This is a genomic window from Streptomyces sp. NRRL S-340 (genome assembly GCF_000720185.1).
Classification (GTDB): Bacteria; Actinomycetota; Actinomycetes; order Streptomycetales; family Streptomycetaceae; genus Streptomyces.
This window is the reverse complement of record NZ_JOIY01000004.1, coordinates 167,938-184,971: the sequence shown is the minus strand read 5'-3', so window position 1 is coordinate 184,971 and position 17,034 is coordinate 167,938. Positions and strand designations below refer to the sequence as shown.

The window sequence follows — 17,034 nt, the reverse complement described above, 5'->3', positions numbered from 1 at the left end:
GGCGAGCGCGCGTTCAGGCGGCCTCGGGGCCCCTGAACGCGCGCCGGTAGGCGTTCGGCGTGGTGCCCAGCGCGCGGACGAACTGGTGCCGCAGCGCCGCCGCGGTGCCGAACCCGGCCCGGTCCGCGATCGCGTCCATCGTCTCGTCCGTCGCCTCCAGCAGGTCCTGCGCCAGCAGCACCCGCTGGCGCAGGAGCCAGCGGTACGGGGTGGTGCCCGTCTCCTGCTGGAAGCGGCGGGCGAAGGTGCGCGGCGACATGTGGGCGCGGGCGGCGAGCTGCTCGACGGTGACCTCCTCGCCCAGGTGCCGCTCCATCCACACCAGCACCTCGCCCACCGTGTCGCACCGGGACCTCGGCAGCGGACGCTCGATGTACTGCGCCTGCCCGCCGTCCCGGTGCGGGGGCACCACCATCCGCCGGGCGATCTTGTTGGCGACCTCCGGGCCCTGCTCCTTGCGCACCAGGTGCAGGCAGGCGTCGATGCCGGCGGCCGTGCCGGCCGAGGTGATCACCGGGTCCTCGTCGACGTAGAGCACGTCCGGCTCGACGGTGGCGCGCGGGTACTGCCGGGACAGCTCGGCCGCGTGGTGCCAGTGCACCGCGCAGCGCCGCCCCTCCAGCAGTCCGGCCGCGCCCAGCACGAACACCCCCGAGCACACGCTCAGCACCCGCGTGCCCCGGTCCACGGCCCGGCGCAGGGCGGCCAGCAGCTCGGGCGGGTACACGCGGGTGGCGAAGTCGTTCCCGGCGGGCACGGCGATCAGGTCGGCCTCGTCGAGCCGGTCGAGGCCGTAGGGGGTGGTGACGCTCAGGCCGCCCACGTGGGTGCCCAGCGAGGGGCCCTCCGCCGAGACCACCGCGAAGTCGTACACCGGCAGCCCGTCGTCGCTGCGGTCGATCCCGAAGACCTCGCAGACCACACCCAGCTCGAAGGGATGCACGCCGTCCAGCAGGACGGCCGCCACGTTCTGCAACATGCCGCCAGTGTGCCGCACAAGTGGCAGGAATTTGAAGATGTGCGGCAGTCCTGCCACTCACGGACAGGAGCGTCCGGCGCGATGGTGGTGTGCATGAACGCAGACCAGACACAGGCCCTGATCGGAATGCTCGCCACCTTCGGACTCCTGGTCCTGATGGCGCTGCCCTCGGTGCTCGGCATCGTGCGCGACAAGCGCGTCGACCGCAGCATCCGCGAGGCACAGAAGGCACACCAGGAACAGGAGTACCGCGAGGCACAGCAGGCGAAGGAGAGGACTCAGAAGTCCTCGTCCAGGTCGACGGTGCCCTCCACCGCCACCTGGTACGCCGACGGACGCCGCTCGAAGAAGTTGGTCAGCTCCTGAACACCCTGCAGCTCCATGAAGGAGAAGGGGTTCTCGGAGCCGTACACCGGAGCGAAGCCCAGGCGGGTCAGCCGCTGGTCGGCCACGCACTGGAGGTACTGCCGCATCGAGTCGGTGTTCATGCCCGGGAGGCCGTCGCCGCACAGGTCGCGCGCGAACTGCAGCTCGGCCTCGACGGCCTCCCGCAGCATGTCGGTGACCTGCTGCTCCAGCCCGTCGTCGAAGAGCTCCGGCTCCTCCTTGCGGACCGTGTCCACCACGTCGAAGGCGAACGACATGTGCATCGTCTCGTCCCGGAACACCCAGTTGGTGCCCGTGGCCAGGCCGTGCAGCAGGCCCCGGCTGCGGAACCAGTAGACGTAGGCGAAGGCGCCGTAGAAGAACAGGCCCTCGATGCACGCGGCGAAGCAGATGAGGTTGAGCAGGAAGCGCCGGCGGTCCGCCTTCGTCTCCAGCCGGTCCAGCTTCTCCACCGAGTCCATCCACTTGAAGCAGAACTCGGCCTTCTCCCGGATGGACGGGATGTTCTCCACGGCCGCGAAGGCCGCCGCCCGGTCCTCCGGGTCGGGCAGGTAGGTGTCGAGCAGCGTCAGGTAGAACTGGACGTGCACGGCCTCCTCGAACAGCTGCCTGCTCAGGTACAGGCGCGCCTCGGGTGAGTTGATGTGCTTGTAGAGGGTGAGCACCAGGTTGTTGGCGACGATCGAGTCACCGGTCGCGAAGAACGCGACCAGGCGGCCGATGAGGTGCTGCTCGGCCGGGGTGAGCCTGGCGAGGTCGGCGACGTCCGAGTGGAGGTCGACCTCCTCGACGTGCCAGGTGTTCTTGATGGCGTCCCGGTAGCGCTCGTAGAAGTCCGGGTAGCGCATGGGGCGCAGGGTCAGTTCGAAGCCCGGGTCGAGCAGGTTCTTCGGGTGGTCGTTCATCACTGGCAGGCCTCGCAGGACTCGGGGTTCTCAAGGGAGCAGGCGACCGCGTCGGAGTCGGCCGGCTGCTGGACGGGGACGGTGGCGGGGGTCTGCGCGCGGGCCGCGCGGGCGATCCGGGTCGCCGGGCGCGAACGCAGGTAGTACGTCGTCTTCAGGCCCTGCTTCCAGGCATAGGCGTACATCGAGGAGAGCTTGCCGATGGTGGGCGTCTCCAGGAACAGGTTCAGCGACTGGGCCTGGTCCAGGAACGGGGTGCGGGCGGCGGCCATGTCGATCAGGCCGCGCTGCGGGATCTCCCACGCCGTGCGGTACAGCCGCCGCACGTCCTCGGGGATCCAGGCGAAGTCCTGCACCGAGCCGTTCGCCTCGCGCAGCGCCTCCCGGGTGCGGGCGTCCCACACGCCGAGCGTCTTGAGGTCGCGCACCAGGTAGGAGTTGACCTGGAGGAACTCGCCCGAGAGCGTCTCGCGCTTGAACAGGTTGGAGACCTGCGGCTCGATGCACTCGTAGACGCCCGCGATGGAGGCGATGGTGGCGGTCGGCGCGATGGCCAGCAGCAGCGAGTTGCGCATGCCGACGGCGGCGATCCGCTCGCGCAGCGCGGCCCAGCGCTCGGGCCAGGCCGGCTCCGCGTCGTAGTGGTCGGGGTGCAGCACACCGCGGGCGGCGCGGGTCTTCTCCCAGGCCGGCAGCGGCCCGTTGCGCTCGGCGAGGTCGGCGGAGGCCTCGTAGGCGGCCAGCATGATGCGCTCGGCGATCCGGGTGGACAGCGCCTTCGCCTCGGGCGAGTCGAAGGGCAGCCGCAGCTGGAAGAAGACGTCCTGCAGGCCCATCGCGCCCAGACCGACCGGCCGCCAGCGGGCGTTGGAACGGGCCGCCTGCTCGGTCGGGTAGAAGTTGATGTCGACCACACGGTCCAGGAACGTGACGGCGGTGCGGACCGTCTCGTCCAGCCGCTCCCAGTCGAGGTCCCCGCGCTCCGGGTCCGCGAAGGCGCCGAGGTTGACCGAGCCGAGGTTGCAGACCGCCGTCTCGCCGTCGTCGGTGACCTCCAGGATCTCCGTGCAGAGGTTCGAGGAGTGGATGACGTGACCCGGTTCGGCCGTCTGGTTGGCGGTGCGGTTGGCGGCGTCCTTGAAGGTCATCCAGCCGTTGCCGGTCTGCGCGAGGGTGCGCATCATCCGGCCGTACAGCTCACGGGCGGGCAGGGTCTTCTTCGCGAGCCCGGCCGCCTCGGCCGCGCGGTAGGCCGCGTCGAACTCCTCGCCCCACAGGTCCACCAGCTCCGGCACGTCGGCCGGGGAGAACAGCGACCACGGCCCGTCCGCGTCGACGCGGCGCATGAACTCGTCCGGGACCCAGTGCGCCAGGTTGAGGTTGTGGGTGCGGCGCGCGTCCTCGCCGGTGTTGTCGCGCAGCTCCAGGAACTCCTCGATGTCGGAGTGCCAGGTCTCCAGGTAGACGGCGGCGGCGCCCTTGCGCCGGCCGCCCTGGTTCACGGCGGCCACCGAGGCGTCCAGCGTCTTCAGGAACGGCACGATGCCGTTGGAGTGTCCGTTGGTGCCGCGGATCAGCGAACCGCGCGAGCGGATGCGGGAGTAGGCGATGCCGATGCCGCCGGCGTGCTTGGAGAGCCGGGCCACCTGGTGGTAGCGGTCGTAGATGCTGTCCAGCTCGTCCTTGGGGGAGTCGAGCAGGTAGCAGGAGGACATCTGGGGGTGGCGGGTGCCGGAGTTGAAGAGCGTGGGGGAGGAGGGGAGGTAGTCGAGGCGGCTCATGAGCCCGTAGAGCGCGGCGACCTCGTCGGCGGCCCGGGGGCTGTCGTCCTCGGCGAGACCGGCGGCCACCCGCAGCATGAAGTGCTGGGGCGTCTCGATCACCTTGCGGGTGATCGGGTGCCGCAGCAGGTAGCGGCTGTAGAGGGTGCGCAGCCCGAAGTAGCCGAAGCGGTCGTCGGCGGCCGGGTCGGCCAGCGCGTCCAGGCGCGCGGCGTGGAGCCGTACGAACGTCGCGGTCCGGTCGGCGATCAGCCCCTCCCGGTGGCCCACGGCCACCGACTCGGTGAAGGCCGTGACGCCCTGCGAGGCGGCCTCGGCGCGGAGGGAGAGCGTCAGCAGGCGGGCGGCCAGCCGTGAGTAGGCGGGGTCCTCCGAGATGAGTCCGGCCGCCGCCTCGGTGGCCAGCTCCCGCAGCTCCGCCTCGTCCGCGTGGGCCGAACGGCCGCGCAGCGCGGCGGCGGCGACCCGGCCGGGGTCGGCGTCGGGGAGGTCGGCGGTCAGCTCGGTCAGGGTCCGCAGCAGCGCGGCACCGGGACCGTCGTTCTCCAGGTTGCCTTCGGCTGAGACCGGATCGGCGGGCGCGATGGTCACGTGTGGCTCTCCCTCGCTCGGCACGGGGCCTCACCGAGGGCAGGGGGCAGCACACGAGCGCACGCGGCGCCGCGTCCACCGGCCCATTCCGCGAGGCCCGGACGTCAGGCACCCGGACCGGACGGCCGGGTGCGCTGTCGGCAGGTCCTCGGACTGACGCCCGTACACGGCCCCGAGGGCATGTGTGCACGAGTACACCGTTGCGGGACAGTTCCGGATTCGCACCGGATTCCCCTGCGACGACAGCGAGCATGAGCATACATCTTGTGCCGGGTGAGGGAACCACCCCCATATGTTGTGCCGCGCCGGTCGCGGAAGTTGTCAGCGACTGTCAGCGACTGTCAGTGGCTGTCGGCGGGTCTCCACGGGTCTCAGCGGCTGCCGACGGGTCCCGGCGGGTGTCAGAGGGTCAACGCGTAGGTGAGCAGCGAGATGTCGTCCAGCTCCGGCAGCGGGTTCCAGTCCCGCTGCGGGGTGCGGACGAAGCCCAGGCGCTCGTAGAGGCGGTGGGCGGCGTGCATCGTGGGCTGGGTGGACAGCACGACGCGCACACATCCCTCGGTGGCCCGCGCCCGCTCCAGACACGCGCGTACCAGGGCCTCGCCCGCGCCCCGGCCGCGCGCGGTGCGGGAGACCGCCAGCATGCGTATCTCGGCCTCGCCGGGCCCGGCGATGTCCGCCATGGCGCCGCCCGACGGCACGAAGGCGACCCCGCCGGCCACCGCGCCGTCCGCGACGGCCACCAGCACCTCGGCGGCGGCCGCCCGCCCGGCGACGTCCCGCAGCGCGCCGAGGTACGGATCGTCCTGTCCGAAGTCCAGCAGCCCGTCCTGGAGATAGGCCTGCGCGGTGATCTCACCGAGGGGGCCGTACTCGCCGGGCTCGGCCGGCCTGATCACGAGGTCCATGAGGCCGAGTGTGCCGCACGGGTACGGCGACGGGCCGCCGGTTTTTCCGGCGGCCCGTCGGCGTGGGTGCGCGGCGGCTCAGTGCGCGCTGCCCGCCGTGGCCGGCGGCAGCTCGACCGCGACGCCGGGGTCGCCCGCGTCGGCGGTGTAGTCCTGCGGGCTGGTCTCGTCGACGCCGTCGGGGGCCTTCAGCGCCCTGAGGACGAAGGTCAGGACGACGGCGACGATCACGTTCAGGGCGAACGCCGTCATGCCGATGTACCCGATCTCGCCGATGCCCGGGATCTCCTTGGCCGAGCCGCCGAAGTGCTTCTGCGTCGGGGAGGCGACCCCGTAGGCCGCGACCGTGCCGTAGACCATGCCCACGGCCCAGCCGGCCAGCAGCGCCCAGCGGTGGAACCAGCGGGTGAACAGACCGCCCACCAGGGCCGGGAAGGTCTGCAGGATCCAGATCCCGCCCAGCAGCTGGAAGTTGATCGCCACGGTCTTGTCCATGGTCAGGACGAAGACCAGCGCGCCCACCTTCACCAGCAGGGACACCAGCTTGGAGACCTTGGTCTCCTGCGCGGCCGTCGCGTCCGGCCTGATGAAGTCCTTGTAGATGTTGCGGGTGAACAGGTTCGCCGCCGCGATCGACATGATCGCCGCCGGGACCAGCGCCCCGATGCCGATCGCCGCGAAGGCGATGCCGGTGAACCAGTCGGGGAACATGTCCTCGAACAGCTGCGGGATGGCGAGCTGCCCGTTCTGGACCTTCACGCCCGCCGCGATGGCCATGAAGCCCAGCAGCGCCAGCAGACCCAGCATCAGCGAGTACAGCGGCAGGATCGTGGTGTTGCGGCGGATCACCTCACGGCTCCTGGAGGAGAGCGTCGCGGTGATCGAGTGCGGGTACATGAACAGCGCGAGGGCGGAGCCCAGGGCGAGGGTGGCGTAGGTCCACTGGCTCGCCTCGCCCGGCACCACCGCGCCGCGCGGTTTGCCGGTGGCCGGGTTCGTCTGGCCGAACGCGTCGGCGGCCTTGGCGAAGATGTCGTCGAAGCCGCCCAGCTTGATCGGGATGTAGATGATCGCGACCGCGATGACGATGTAGATCAGCGCGTCCTTCACGAACGCGATCAGCGCCGGGGCGCGCAGACCCGAGGAGTACGTGTACGCCGCCAGCACGCCGAAGGCGATCAGCAGCGGCAGGTCCTTCACGAACCAGTTGGTGTTCTCGCCGCCGCCCACGCCCATCACGTCGAGCACCGCCTGAATGCCGACGAGCTGGAGCGCGATGTACGGCATGGTGGCGAGGATGCCGGTCAGCGCCACCGCCAGCGACAGGCCCTTGGAGCCGAACCGGCCGCGCACGAAGTCCGAGGTCGTCACGTATCCGTGCTTGTGCGAGACCGACCACAGCCGCGGCAGGAAGGTGAAGATCAGCGGGTACACCAGGATCGTGTACGGCACCGCGAAGAACCCGGCCGCGCCGGTCGCGTAGATCGCCGCGGGCACGGCGACGAAGGTGTACGCCGTGTACAGGTCACCCCCGAGCAGGAACCAGGTGATCCAGGTGCCGAACGACCGGCCGCCCAGGCCCCACTCGTCGAGGCTGTGCTCGTTCTCCGCCCGGCGCCAGCGCGCGGCCAGGAACCCCATGACGGTGACCAGCAGGAAGAAGAAGATGAAGACGCCGAGCGCGACGCCGTTGACGCCGTCCTTCACCGGGTCGCACCGCCCTTCGCGGAGGCGGTGCCCGCCGTGCGGCGACCGCGCTGGTCGTGCTGCCACAGCCGGTAGGCGATCACCGTGAGGACCGTGGAGATGATCACCCACAGCATCTGGTACCAGTAGAAGAACGGGATGCCGATGAACGTGGGGCCGATCTTGGCGTACGAACCGACCCACAGCATCGCCACGAACGGTGCGACGAGGCAGAGGCCGATGACGACCCGCAGGGGTGTCACCACCCCTTTGCCCACTCCTGGCCCATCTGACATGTGCGGCTCCGTCCCCTCGCTGGTCAGCCGTGCGATTGCGCAGGCAATCTAGGTCACGGTGACAGGTAACGGAACCCCTTGTCCGCATACCGGTTCCGCATACGGCCGCACGGGCCGCGCCGGGGGGCCGGCCGCAGGCGCACGGCGGGGCCGGTGAGGGGCCCGCGCGGTCAGTCCACCGGCCGCTTGAGCCGCGCCACGAACTTGTAGCGGTCGCCGCGGTACACCGAGCGCACCCACTCCACGGGCTGGCCCGTGCGGTCCTGGGAGTGCCGGGAGAGCAGCAGCATCGGCAGGCCCACGTCGGTGCCGAGCAGACCGGCCTCGCGCGGGGTGGCCAGCGACGTCTCGATGGTCTCCTCGGCCTCGGCGAGGTGGACGTCGTAGACCTCGGCGAGGGCGGTGTACAGGGAGGTGTACTTCACCAGGCTGCGGCGCAGCGCGGGGAAGCGCTTGGCCGACAGGTGGGTGGTCTCGATGGCCATGGGCTCGCCGTTGGCCATGCGCAGCCGCTCGATGCGCAGGACGCGCCCGCCGGTGGTGATGTCGAGCAGGTCGGCGAGCCGGTCGTCGGCGGTGATGTAGCCGATGTCCAGCAGCTGCGAGGTCGGCTCCAGGCCCTGGGCGCGCATGTCCTCGGTGTAGGAGGTCAGTTGCAGCGCCTGGGAGACCTTCGGCTTGGCGACGAAGGTGCCCTTGCCCTGGATGCGTTCGAGCCGGCCCTCGACGACCAGTTCCTGCAGCGCCTGGCGCACGGTCGTGCGCGAGGTGTCGAACTCGGCCGCCAGCGTCCGCTCGGGCGGCACGGGAGTCCCGGGCGCCTGCGTCTGGGTCATGTCGAGCAGGTGCTTCTTCAGGCGGTAGTACTTGGGCACGCGCGCGGTACGGACGGTCGCCCCACCCTCGTTCTCCGCACTGCTGACGTCGGTGCTCATGCTCCGCCTTCCCGGCTCCGGTGCCGAAGCGGCCGACGTCCCGTCGGCCACGGCTCACATCGTGGCACGGCTTCTTGTGCGGGGTGCTCTCCCGCACGCTCCGTGATCTCCTCTGTATACCGCCGTGACCCCTGCTGGTCTAGTCCATCGTCCGCCCTGGGCCGGGTGGTCCACACGAACAGGCGTCCGGCCAGGGGGAGATGACGGCCGGTGGTCCAGTGGAGCGGGGACGTCCGTTTGACCGCTTGAGCAATGAAAGGTCCCTGCATATCGCGGTCCCATAACGGAGCAGTTGAGCGGGTCGGCGCACCCTTGACAGCCCTATTGGTCTGGGCCAAGCTCCCCCTACTGGTCTACACCATTGGTCCAGGTCCCAGCCCCATGGGCGGTATGCGCTGACGCTTCCACTGTCGCTCAACCGCGGGGAGGCAGGGGGGTTTGTGGCATCCCTTGAGGAGGGTGGCGTGAAGCGCAAGCTGGTTGCTGCGATCGGTATCGCGGGCATGATGGTCTCCATCGCGGCGTGTGGCGGCAGTGACGACAAGGACGGGGGCTCGAAGGGGGCCGACGCCAAGGAGCTGACCGTCTGGCTCACCGTCGACGCGCAGAACAACTGGCCGGACCTGGTCAAGGCGGCCGACGACGCGGTCGCCAAGAAGCACCCGGGCCTGAAGGTCAAGCACGAGTACTACGGCTGGCCGGACAAGAACACCAAGCTCGACGCGGTGCTCGCCACCGACAAGGCCCCCGACGTGGTCGAGATGGGCAACACCGAGATGCTCGGCTACATGGTCAAGGGCGCCTTCGCCCCCCTGGACGCGTCGAAGTTCGACAACTCCTCCGGCTGGCTGGACGGCCTCAAGGCCTCGGTGACCTACGAGGACAAGACCTACGGCGTCCCGTACTACGCCGGCGGCCGCGTGGCCAACTGGCGCAAGGACGTCTTCGCCCAGGCCGGTGTGAAGACCACCCCGAAGACGTACCAGGAACTGCTCTCCGACCTGGACAAGGTGCAGAAGAAGCAGGGCGACAAGTTCAGCGCCTGGTACCAGCCCAGCCGTGACTGGTACGCCGCCATGTCCTTCGTCTACGACGCCGGCGGCTCCATCGCCAAGGAGGAGGGCGGCCAGTGGAAGGCCAACCTGTCCTCCCCCGAGTCCCTCAAGGGCCTGAACGACTACAAGGCCGTCCTCGACAAGTACATGCACGGTGACAAGACCAAGGACGAGGCCGACCGGCCGATCGTCTACGGCCAGGGCAAGTCCGGCATGATCTTCGCCGCCGCCTGGGAGGGCGCGACCGCTGCCGACCCGAAGAACGACAAGGTCGGCAAGCTCGCGGACAAGGTCGAGAACTTCGTGATGCCCGGCCCGTCCGGCAAGAACATGCCGGTCTTCCTGGGCGGTTCGGACCTCGCCGTCCCGGTCAAGTCCAAGGCGCAGGCGCTCGCCGCCGAGTGGATCAACGCCTTCACCGGCTCGGGCGGCCAGAAGGGCCTGATCGCCAAGGGCAACCTGCCCAACAACAAGACCGACCTCGCGACGCTGAAGAGCGACCCGAAGACCGCGGTCCCGGCCACCGCCGCCGAGTCCAGCTGGTTCGTCCCGATGGCGCCGGGCTGGGGCCAGGTCGAGAAGGCCCAGGTGCTGCAGACCATGCTGCAGAGCATCGGCACCGGCAAGAAGTCGGTCGAGGCCGCGGCCAAGGACGCCGACGCCGCGATCGACAAGGTCATCAACACCAAGTGACCCGGGCGCAGGGCCCCGCCGCGCGCGGGGCCCTGCTCCTGGCACGGCCGCTGACCGGGGCCCGGCTCCCGTGCGGCCGCGCACGGCTTCGGCCTGCTTCGCCTTCGTACCACCTGATGAGGGACCGCTGAGGAGCGCGCGATGAGTGCCGCAGACACGACCACCCCTGCCAAGGTGCCGCCGCCGCGGCAGGCGCCGCCGCCCGCCGTGGTGAACCGGCCACGCAGAGACCGGACGTCCGGCGGCGCGGCGACACCCTGGCTGCTCCTCGCGCCCTGCCTGCTGGTCCTCGCCCTGGTCATGGCCTACCCGCTGGTCCGCCTGGTCACCCTGTCCTTCCAGAAGTTCGGGCAGCCGCAGCTGTGGGGCTTCCAGGGCGCCGAGTGGGTCGGGTTCGACAACTTCAGCAAGGTGCTGAGCGACGGCGACTTCTGGTCCGTCGTCGTGCGCACCATCGTCTTCGCCGTCGGCTGCGTGGTCCTCACCATGGTCATCGGCATGGCGCTGGCCCTGCTCCAGCAGCGGGTCTCCGGCTGGGTGAAGACACTGATCAACATCGTGCTGGTGGCGAGCTGGGGCATGCCCGTCATCGTCGCCACCACCGTCTTCAAGTGGATCTTCGACGCCGACTACGGCATCCTCAACGCGCTGGTCAGCAAGTTGCCCGGGGTCGACATGATCGGCCACAACTGGTTCGCCAGCGGTCCCCAGGGCCTCGCCGTGATCATGCTCCTCGTGGTGTGGGGGGCCGTGCCCTTCGTCGTCATCACGCTCAGCGCGGGCCTGACCCAGGTGCCCAAGGAGATGGAGGAGGCCGCCCGGCTGGACGGCGCCGGCGCGTGGGGCGTCTTCCGCTACGTCACGCTGCCCGTCCTCAAACCGATCATCGTGATGCTCACGACCCTGTCGGTCATCTGGGACATGGGCGTCTTCCCGCAGGTGTTCGTCATGCGCGGCGGCCACCCCGAGGCGGAGTTCCAGATCCTCAACACCTACTCCTACGACCGCGCCTTCGTCGTCAACGACTACGCGCAGGGTTCGGCGATCGCCCTGATCACCGTGTTGCTCCTGCTGGGCGTGGTCGCCGTGTACATGCGCCAGATGCTGAAGATCGGAGAGGTCGAATGAGCACCCTGAGCGGCACGACCACCGCCACCCCTCCGGTCCGCCGCCGCCGGTCGCCGAAGCTCGGCTGGAACCTGCTCGGCCTGCTGGCCTTCCTCGTCCTGGGCTTCCCCCTCTACTGGATGCTCAACACGGCGTTCAAGCCGGCCAAGGACGCCATCGACCCGGACCCGAGCCTGCTGCCGACCGGCCTCACCTTCGACAACTTCGAACGCGCCCTGGACATCGCGGACTTCTGGGGCCCGGTCGGGCGCAGCCTCGTCGTCTCGCTGGTCGTGGTGGTCGTCGGCATGGTCGTCGGCACCCTGGCCGCGCTCGCCATCTCCCGGTTCGCCTTCCGCGGCCGCAAGATCGTGATCGTGGGCATCCTGGCGGTGCAGATGGTGCCGCTGGTCGCGATGATCATCCCGATCTTCCTGCTCCTCAACGACCTGGGGCAGTACGACAAGCTGACCGGGCTCATCATCACGTACCTGACCTTCATCCTCCCCTTCACGGTGTGGACGCTGCGCGGCTTCATCGTCAACATCCCCAAGGAGCTGGAGGAGGCCGCCATGGTCGACGGCTGCACCCGCACCGGCGCCTTCATCCGGGTCGTCTTCCCGCTGCTGGCCCCCGGCATGGTCGCCACCTCCGTCTACGGCTTCATCCAGGCATGGAACGAGTACCTCTACGCCCTGATGCTGATGAGCCAGGAGCACGAGACCGCTACTGTCTGGCTCGGCAACTTCACCACCAAGCACGGCACCGAATACGCCCCGATGATGGCCGGAGCCACCATGATGGCCGTACCGATCGTCGTTCTGTTCCTCCTCGTACAGCGCAAGATGGCCGCGGGCCTGACCGCGGGCGCCGTGAAGGGATAACGCCACCCGATGACGACATTCGCCAGCGGCACCACTGCGTCCGGCTCGCAGAACGACGCTCTCGCCCGTGACGCGCTGACCGTCCTCCAGCCCGGCTTCACCGGGACCACGGCCCCCGACTGGCTGCTGCGCCACCTCGGCGAAGGACTGGCCTCGGTCGCCCTGTTCGGGCGCAACGTCGCCACGGCCGGGCAGCTGAGCGCCCTCACCGCCCAGCTCCGCGCCGAACGCGAGGACGTCCTGGTCGCCATCGACGAGGAGGGCGGCGACGTCACGCGCCTGGAGGTGCGCACCGGCTCCAGCTTCCCCGGCAACCACGCGCTGGGCGCGGTGGACGACGTGGAGCTGACCGAGCACGTCGCCCGGGAGCTGGGCAGGCGGCTCGCCGAGTGCGGCGCCAACTTCAACTGGGCGCCCTCGGCCGACGTCAACTCCAACCCCGGCAACCCCGTCATCGGCGTCCGCTCCTTCGGCGCCGCCCCGGACCTGGTCGCCCGGCACACCGCCGCCTACGTCACCGGACTGCAGGCGGCGGGCGTCGCCGCCTGCACCAAGCACTTCCCCGGGCACGGCGACACCGCGGTCGACTCCCACCACGCGCTGCCGCGCATCGACGTGGACACCGACGTGCTCCAGGCACGTGACCTGGCCCCGTTCCGCGCGGCGATCGCCGCCGGCACCAAGGCCGTGATGAGCGCCCACATCCTCGTACCGGCCCTGGAGCCGGAACTTCCGGCAACGTTGTCCCGGCGCGTCCTGACCGACCTCCTGCGCGGCGAGCTGGGCTACGACGGCCTGATCGTCACCGACGCCGTGGAGATGAAGGCCATCGCCGACACCTACGGCATCGAGCGGGGCAGCGTCCTCGCCGTCGCCGCCGGTGCCGACGCGATCTGCGTGGGCGGTGGCCTCGCGGACGAGGAGACCGTGCGCCGGCTGCGCGACGCCCTGGTCGCCGCGGTCCGCTCCGGGGACCTGCCCGAGGAGCGGCTCGCGGACGCCGCTGAACGTGTCCGTGCCCTCACCCGCTGGACCGCCTCCGCGGCGGCCGCCGCGGCGCGGACCCCCGCCGATCCGGAGGTCGGACTGCGGGCGGCGCGCCGCGCCCTGCGGGTCACCGTCGCTGAAACGTTCACCCCCCTGGTCCGGCCGCCCTACGTCGCCGCCCTCACCCCCGTCGCCAACATCGCCGTCGGCACCGAGACCCCCTGGGGCGTGGCGGCGGAACTCGGCCGCCTGCTGCCCGGCACGGAGACCGGAAGCTTCAGCGGACCGGACGCCGGGCAGGCGGCCCTGGAGGCGGCGGCCGGCCGCAGGGTGGTGGCGGTCGTCCGCGACGAACACCGTCACCCCTGGATGGCGGCGGCCCTCGACACCCTGATCGCGGCGCGCCCCGACACCATCGTGGTGGAGATGGGCGTCCCCCAGGCTCCCTCCAGGGGCTCCCTCCACATCGCGACCCACGGCGCGGCCCGCGTATGCGGCCGGGCCGCGGCGGAAGTCATCGCGGGAGATGCCGTCGCGGGGGAGTGAGCGGCGCAGGACGGTGGTTCCTGCGACGCACGCTCTTCGGTGGCGCTTGACCCGCACACCGGCGCCCCCGCCCGAGACGGGGTCCCCCTCCGCCCGGCAGCACCCTGCCGGGCGGAGCAGTCCATCCCCGGCCCCGGACGGCGGCTGCGGACCTGACCCGTCCCTGGACGCCGGCGGGCGGGGGGCCGGGCGAGGCACGGGCCGGCGCGGAGCCGCTTGTGGACCGTGGGGACGCCGGGTCCGGGGGCCGGTTCGGGGCGGTGGCCGTACAGGGTCCGCGCATGGCCGCCAGCGGGCGGGACGCGCGCCGTCCCAGCGCGACGAGTGCCGCCCCGGTGGCCGGTGACACCGTCGACGGCTCGGCCGCCGACGCGGGCGAGGGGCCCGGCCTGGGCTCGCTCGGGTTTCGCGGGGCGTACGGCGAAGGCGCCGGTCGCGCCCTCCAGGGCACCGGCGCCTCCGCTGGGGCCGCGCTCCTCAGATGCCCTGCCACTCCGGCTTGTCGGCGTAGGTGTGGCGGAAGTAGTCGGCCAGCTTCAGCTTGGCGGCGGCGGCCTCGTCGACGACGACGGTGGCGTGCGGGTGAAGCTGCAGCGCCGAGGCCGGACAGACCGCCGCGACCGGTCCCTCGACGGTCGCGGCGACCGCGTCCGCCTTGCCCTCACCCGTCGCCAGCAGCACCAGGTGCCGGGCCTCCAGGATCGTTCCGATGCCCTGGGTGATCACGTGGTGGGGGACCTGGCCGACGTCGCCGCCGAAGAAGCGCGCGTTGTCCACGCGCGTCTGCTCGGTCAGCGTCTTGATGCGCGTCCGCGAGGCGAGCGACGAGCACGGCTCGTTGAACCCGATGTGCCCGTCGGTGCCGATGCCGAGCAGCTGGAGATCCACGCCTCCCGCGTCGACCAGCGCCTTGTCGTACGCCTCGCAGGCCGCCTGCACGTCCTCGGCGGTGCCGTCGGGTCCCAGGAACGCCTCCATGCCGATCCCCAGCGGCTCCAGCACCTCCCGGCGCAGCACGGAGCGGTAGGACTCCGGGTGATCGGCGGGCAGCCCCACGTACTCGTCGAGCTGAGCGATCCGCGCCCGGGAGGTGTCAGCGGCGCCGGAACGCACCTTGGCCGCCAGCGCTTCGTAGACGGGCAGCGGAGTAGAACCCGTGGCCACGCCGAGCAGGGCGTCGGGCTTCCGCCGCAGCAGCTGCGCCATGGCCTCGGCGATGAGCTCGCCGCCCGCCCTGGCATCCGGAACGATGACAACTTCCACGCTGGGCCTGCCGATCTGAGGAGAGCCGAGAAGGGGACCGGACCCGGAAAGGAGGGGTCGTGTGGTTTAGACCAATCTAGCAGAATCGGGTTCCCAGGACCCGTCCCGCGCAACCCCCGGCCCCCGGCTTCAGGGCCCCGCCACCCGGCCGTCACCTCCTCGCCGCTGCCGCCTTTCCGCCCGTCGCTTCCCGGCCCCGTCCGCCCCGACGCGACCGGCGGCCCCGCACCGCGCCTACATCAGCGAACCCCCCGTCGCGTCCACCCAGCTCCCCGTCACCCACCGTGCCCCGTCCGAGGCGAGGAACGCCACCACGTCCGCCACGTCGGCCGGTGTGCCCACGCGCCCGAGCGCGGACATCGCCGCCCCCCGCTCCCAGCCGCCCGGTGTCCGGTGCAGCAGTCCGGCCGTGTTGTCGGTGTCGATGAGGCCCGGTCCCACCGAGTTGACCGTGATGCCGCGCTGACCCAGCAGCTTGGACAGGTCCCGGCTGAACACGTCGAGCGCGGCTTTCGTCATCGCGTAGGCCACCTTGTCCGGCATGACGGCGTCGCGAGCGAGGCCGGTGGAGATGTTGACGATCCGGCCGCCGTCGCGCAGACGCCCCAGGCCGTGCCGGACGATGAAGAACGGTGCCTTGGTGTTCACCGCGAAGACCCGGTCGTACTGTTCCTCGTCGATCTCTTCCAATGGCGGTGAGGTGCCGATTCCCGCGTTGTTCACCAGGATGTCCACACCGTCCGCGTGCCGGTCGAACTCCGCCCAGAGCGCCTCGGCGTCGCCGGGCCGCCCCAGCTCGACGCCGATGGCGAAGGCCGAGCCGCCCGCCGCCCGGATCGCGGCGACCGTGTCCTGGGCCGCCGCCTCGTTGTTCCCGTAGTGCACGGCGACGCGCGCGCCGTCCCGTGCCAGCCGCTCGGCCACACCTCGCCCGATGCCCCTGCTCGCCCCGGTGACCAGCGCGGTCCGCCCCGCGAGCGAACCCGCGGCCCTGCCCGTCCCCCCGGTCGCGCCCGAGCGCTCGTCCGTCCCCATGGCAAGCCCCTTCGAATTTCCCTAGCGGTCGCTACAGAAAGACCGTACCGCATGCGGCTGTCATTTCTCTAGTGCCCGCTATAAAATCACCCCATGGTGGTGAAGCAGGAGACAGAAGAGCAGGTCAGTGCGGGTGCGGCAGGCGTGCCCGGCGCCCGGCGGCGCGGCCGGCCCCGCTCGTTCGACCGGGCGACCGCGCTGGAGAAGGCCGTTCTGGCCTTCTGGGAGCACGGGTACGAAGGCACCTCCGTCTCGGACCTCACCCGAGCCATGGGCATCGGCGCCCCCAGCCTTTACGCGGCCTTCGGTGACAAGCAGGCGCTCTTCGCCGAGGTGGTCCACGACTACGGCGAGCGGTACGGGTCCTTCGGCGCCCGCGCCCTGACGGAGGAGCCCACGGCCCGCGCCGCCGTCGGACGGATCCTGCGCGAGGCGGCGGCCGAGTACACCGCCCCGGGCCGTCCGCACGGCTGCCTGGTCATCCACGCGGCCACCAACTGCACGACGCCCGAGGTCGAACAGTCCCTGCGGGCGCGGCGCAACGAGAACATCGCCGCCTTCGAGAGCCGTATCAAGGCGGACGTGGCCGCCGGCACACTGCCCGCGGACACCGACACCGGCGCGCTCGCCCGGTACGTCGGCGCGCTGATCCAGGGGATGTCCCAGCAGGCCCGCGACGGTGCGAGCCGCGAGGAACTGGAGGCGGTCGCGGAAATTGCCATGACCATCTGGCCCCGTGGCTGAGCCGGGCGGGCTAGGCTGCTGCGTGACGAACGCCCGGCGTCCGGCCCCTGAGGGCCGGCGGCCGGTTCGACAGGTCCGGTCGGACCGGCAGGTACGGCCGGCCCACCGCCCGGCGGGCGCGGCCGGTGGGCCGGGTCGCCGGGCCGGTCCCGGCCCGGTCGTCCGACGAAGAAGGCACAACGAAGTGCTTCCCGCTCATGGACAGGCACAAGTGGTCTAGTCCAGAATCGAGAGGGATCCAGAACAAGGGCC

At 71.0% G+C, this 17,034-nt stretch carries 15 protein-coding genes and 1 riboswitch; of the genes, 6 read left to right on the top strand and 9 right to left on the bottom strand.

Annotated elements, in window-relative coordinates; all coding sequences use genetic code 11:
- Positions 1–13 precede the first annotated feature (13 nt).
- Complete coding sequence (locus IG64_RS04045) at positions 14–979, bottom strand: helix-turn-helix domain-containing protein (RefSeq protein ID WP_037852229.1); 966 nt, start codon at positions 977–979, stop codon at positions 14–16.
- Positions 980–1,072: 93 nt separating this feature from the next.
- On the opposite strand from IG64_RS04045, the gene IG64_RS04040 reads away from it, so the two are divergent.
- Positions 1,073–1,345 (top strand): hypothetical protein, encoded by a 273-nt coding sequence (locus IG64_RS04040; RefSeq protein WP_051812350.1) that lies wholly within the window; start codon positions 1,073–1,075, stop codon positions 1,343–1,345.
- Here the strand turns inward: IG64_RS04040 and IG64_RS04035 are convergent.
- The 6 genes from IG64_RS04035 to IG64_RS04010 form a co-directional block, all read right to left on the bottom strand.
- Positions 1,258–2,271 carry a ribonucleotide-diphosphate reductase subunit beta gene (locus IG64_RS04035; protein WP_037851960.1) on the bottom strand — a complete coding sequence of 338 codons (1,014 nt, stop codon included), beginning with the start codon at positions 2,269–2,271 and terminating at the stop codon, positions 1,258–1,260. The two genes, IG64_RS04040 and IG64_RS04035, sit on opposite strands and share 88 nt — an antisense overlap.
- A complete protein-coding gene (locus IG64_RS04030) occupies positions 2,271–4,643 on the bottom strand; it encodes a ribonucleoside-diphosphate reductase subunit alpha (protein ID WP_037851958.1) in 2,373 nt (790 codons plus the stop codon). The genes IG64_RS04035 and IG64_RS04030 overlap by 1 nt, the downstream gene beginning before the upstream one ends.
- A 121-nt stretch (positions 4,644–4,764) precedes the next feature.
- Positions 4,765–4,945: riboswitch (cobalamin riboswitch) on the bottom strand.
- A 99-nt stretch (positions 4,946–5,044) separates the two neighbouring features.
- A complete protein-coding gene (locus IG64_RS04025) occupies positions 5,045–5,551 on the bottom strand; it encodes a GNAT family N-acetyltransferase (RefSeq protein ID WP_037851956.1) in 507 nt (168 codons plus the stop codon).
- A gap of 78 nt (positions 5,552–5,629) precedes the next feature.
- A complete protein-coding gene (gene mctP / locus IG64_RS04020) occupies positions 5,630–7,258 on the bottom strand; it encodes a monocarboxylate uptake permease MctP (RefSeq protein ID WP_037851954.1) in 1,629 nt (542 codons plus the stop codon).
- Entirely contained in the window at positions 7,255–7,533 is a 279-nt protein-coding gene (locus IG64_RS04015) for a DUF3311 domain-containing protein (RefSeq protein ID WP_037851950.1), read from the bottom strand. Before IG64_RS04015 ends, mctP begins: the two co-directional genes overlap by 4 nt.
- A 170-nt stretch (positions 7,534–7,703) precedes the next feature.
- Positions 7,704–8,468: a GntR family transcriptional regulator gene (locus IG64_RS04010; protein WP_037851949.1), complete on the bottom strand. Its 765-nt coding sequence runs from the start codon at positions 8,466–8,468 to the stop codon at positions 7,704–7,706.
- Between the two features lie 464 nt (positions 8,469–8,932).
- Here IG64_RS04010 and IG64_RS04005 point away from each other — a divergent pair, with 464 nt between their 5' ends.
- The 4 genes from IG64_RS04005 to IG64_RS03990 all read left to right on the top strand — a co-directional run bounded on the left by IG64_RS04005 (position 8,933) and on the right by IG64_RS03990 (position 13,740).
- The gene (locus tag IG64_RS04005; RefSeq protein WP_037851946.1) at positions 8,933–10,216 is read left to right on the top strand and encodes an extracellular solute-binding protein; all 1,284 of its coding nucleotides are present in this window, start codon (positions 8,933–8,935) and stop codon (positions 10,214–10,216) included.
- A 141-nt stretch (positions 10,217–10,357) separates the two neighbouring features.
- Positions 10,358–11,344 carry a carbohydrate ABC transporter permease gene (locus tag IG64_RS04000; RefSeq protein WP_037851944.1) on the top strand — a complete coding sequence of 329 codons (987 nt, stop codon included), beginning with the start codon at positions 10,358–10,360 and terminating at the stop codon, positions 11,342–11,344.
- The gene (locus IG64_RS03995) at positions 11,341–12,207 is read left to right on the top strand and encodes a carbohydrate ABC transporter permease (protein WP_107474141.1); all 867 of its coding nucleotides are present in this window, start codon (positions 11,341–11,343) and stop codon (positions 12,205–12,207) included. Before IG64_RS04000 ends, IG64_RS03995 begins: the two co-directional genes overlap by 4 nt.
- Before the next feature lie 9 nt (positions 12,208–12,216).
- Positions 12,217–13,740, top strand: a complete 1,524-nt coding sequence (locus IG64_RS03990; protein WP_037851941.1) for a glycoside hydrolase family 3 protein — start codon at positions 12,217–12,219, stop codon at positions 13,738–13,740.
- A gap of 477 nt (positions 13,741–14,217) precedes the next feature.
- Here IG64_RS03990 and nagB read toward each other — a convergent pair whose 3' ends face one another.
- Positions 14,218–15,003 (bottom strand): glucosamine-6-phosphate deaminase, encoded by a 786-nt coding sequence (gene nagB / locus IG64_RS03985; RefSeq protein ID WP_037851939.1) that lies wholly within the window; start codon positions 15,001–15,003, stop codon positions 14,218–14,220.
- Between the two features lie 234 nt (positions 15,004–15,237).
- Positions 15,238–16,038 (bottom strand): SDR family oxidoreductase, encoded by an 801-nt coding sequence (locus IG64_RS03980; protein WP_051812338.1) that lies wholly within the window; start codon positions 16,036–16,038, stop codon positions 15,238–15,240.
- Between the two features lie 93 nt (positions 16,039–16,131).
- Here IG64_RS03980 and IG64_RS03975 point away from each other — a divergent pair, with 93 nt between their 5' ends.
- On the top strand, positions 16,132–16,782 hold the full coding sequence (locus tag IG64_RS03975; protein ID WP_037851936.1) for a TetR/AcrR family transcriptional regulator: 651 nt from the start codon (positions 16,132–16,134) through the stop codon (positions 16,780–16,782).
- The last annotated feature ends 252 nt before the right edge of the window (positions 16,783–17,034 follow it).

Coding starts and splice junctions, on each gene's coding strand:
- IG64_RS04045 (WP_037852229.1), bottom strand. CDS start 979: ATGTTGCAGAACGTGGCGGCCGTCCTGCTGGACGGCGTGCATCCCTTC.
- IG64_RS04040 (WP_051812350.1), top strand. CDS start 1,073: ATGAACGCAGACCAGACACAGGCCCTGATCGGAATGCTCGCCACCTTC.
- IG64_RS04035 (WP_037851960.1), bottom strand. CDS start 2,271: ATGAACGACCACCCGAAGAACCTGCTCGACCCGGGCTTCGAACTGACC.
- IG64_RS04025 (WP_037851956.1), bottom strand. CDS start 5,551: ATGGACCTCGTGATCAGGCCGGCCGAGCCCGGCGAGTACGGCCCCCTC.
- IG64_RS04015 (WP_037851950.1), bottom strand. CDS start 7,533: ATGTCAGATGGGCCAGGAGTGGGCAAAGGGGTGGTGACACCCCTGCGG.
- IG64_RS04010 (WP_037851949.1), bottom strand. CDS start 8,468: ATGAGCACCGACGTCAGCAGTGCGGAGAACGAGGGTGGGGCGACCGTC.
- IG64_RS04000 (WP_037851944.1), top strand. CDS start 10,358: ATGAGTGCCGCAGACACGACCACCCCTGCCAAGGTGCCGCCGCCGCGG.
- IG64_RS03995 (WP_107474141.1), top strand. CDS start 11,341: ATGAGCACCCTGAGCGGCACGACCACCGCCACCCCTCCGGTCCGCCGC.
- IG64_RS03990 (WP_037851941.1), top strand. CDS start 12,217: ATGACGACATTCGCCAGCGGCACCACTGCGTCCGGCTCGCAGAACGAC.
- IG64_RS03980 (WP_051812338.1), bottom strand. CDS start 16,038: ATGGGGACGGACGAGCGCTCGGGCGCGACCGGGGGGACGGGCAGGGCC.
- IG64_RS03975 (WP_037851936.1), top strand. CDS start 16,132: ATGGTGGTGAAGCAGGAGACAGAAGAGCAGGTCAGTGCGGGTGCGGCA.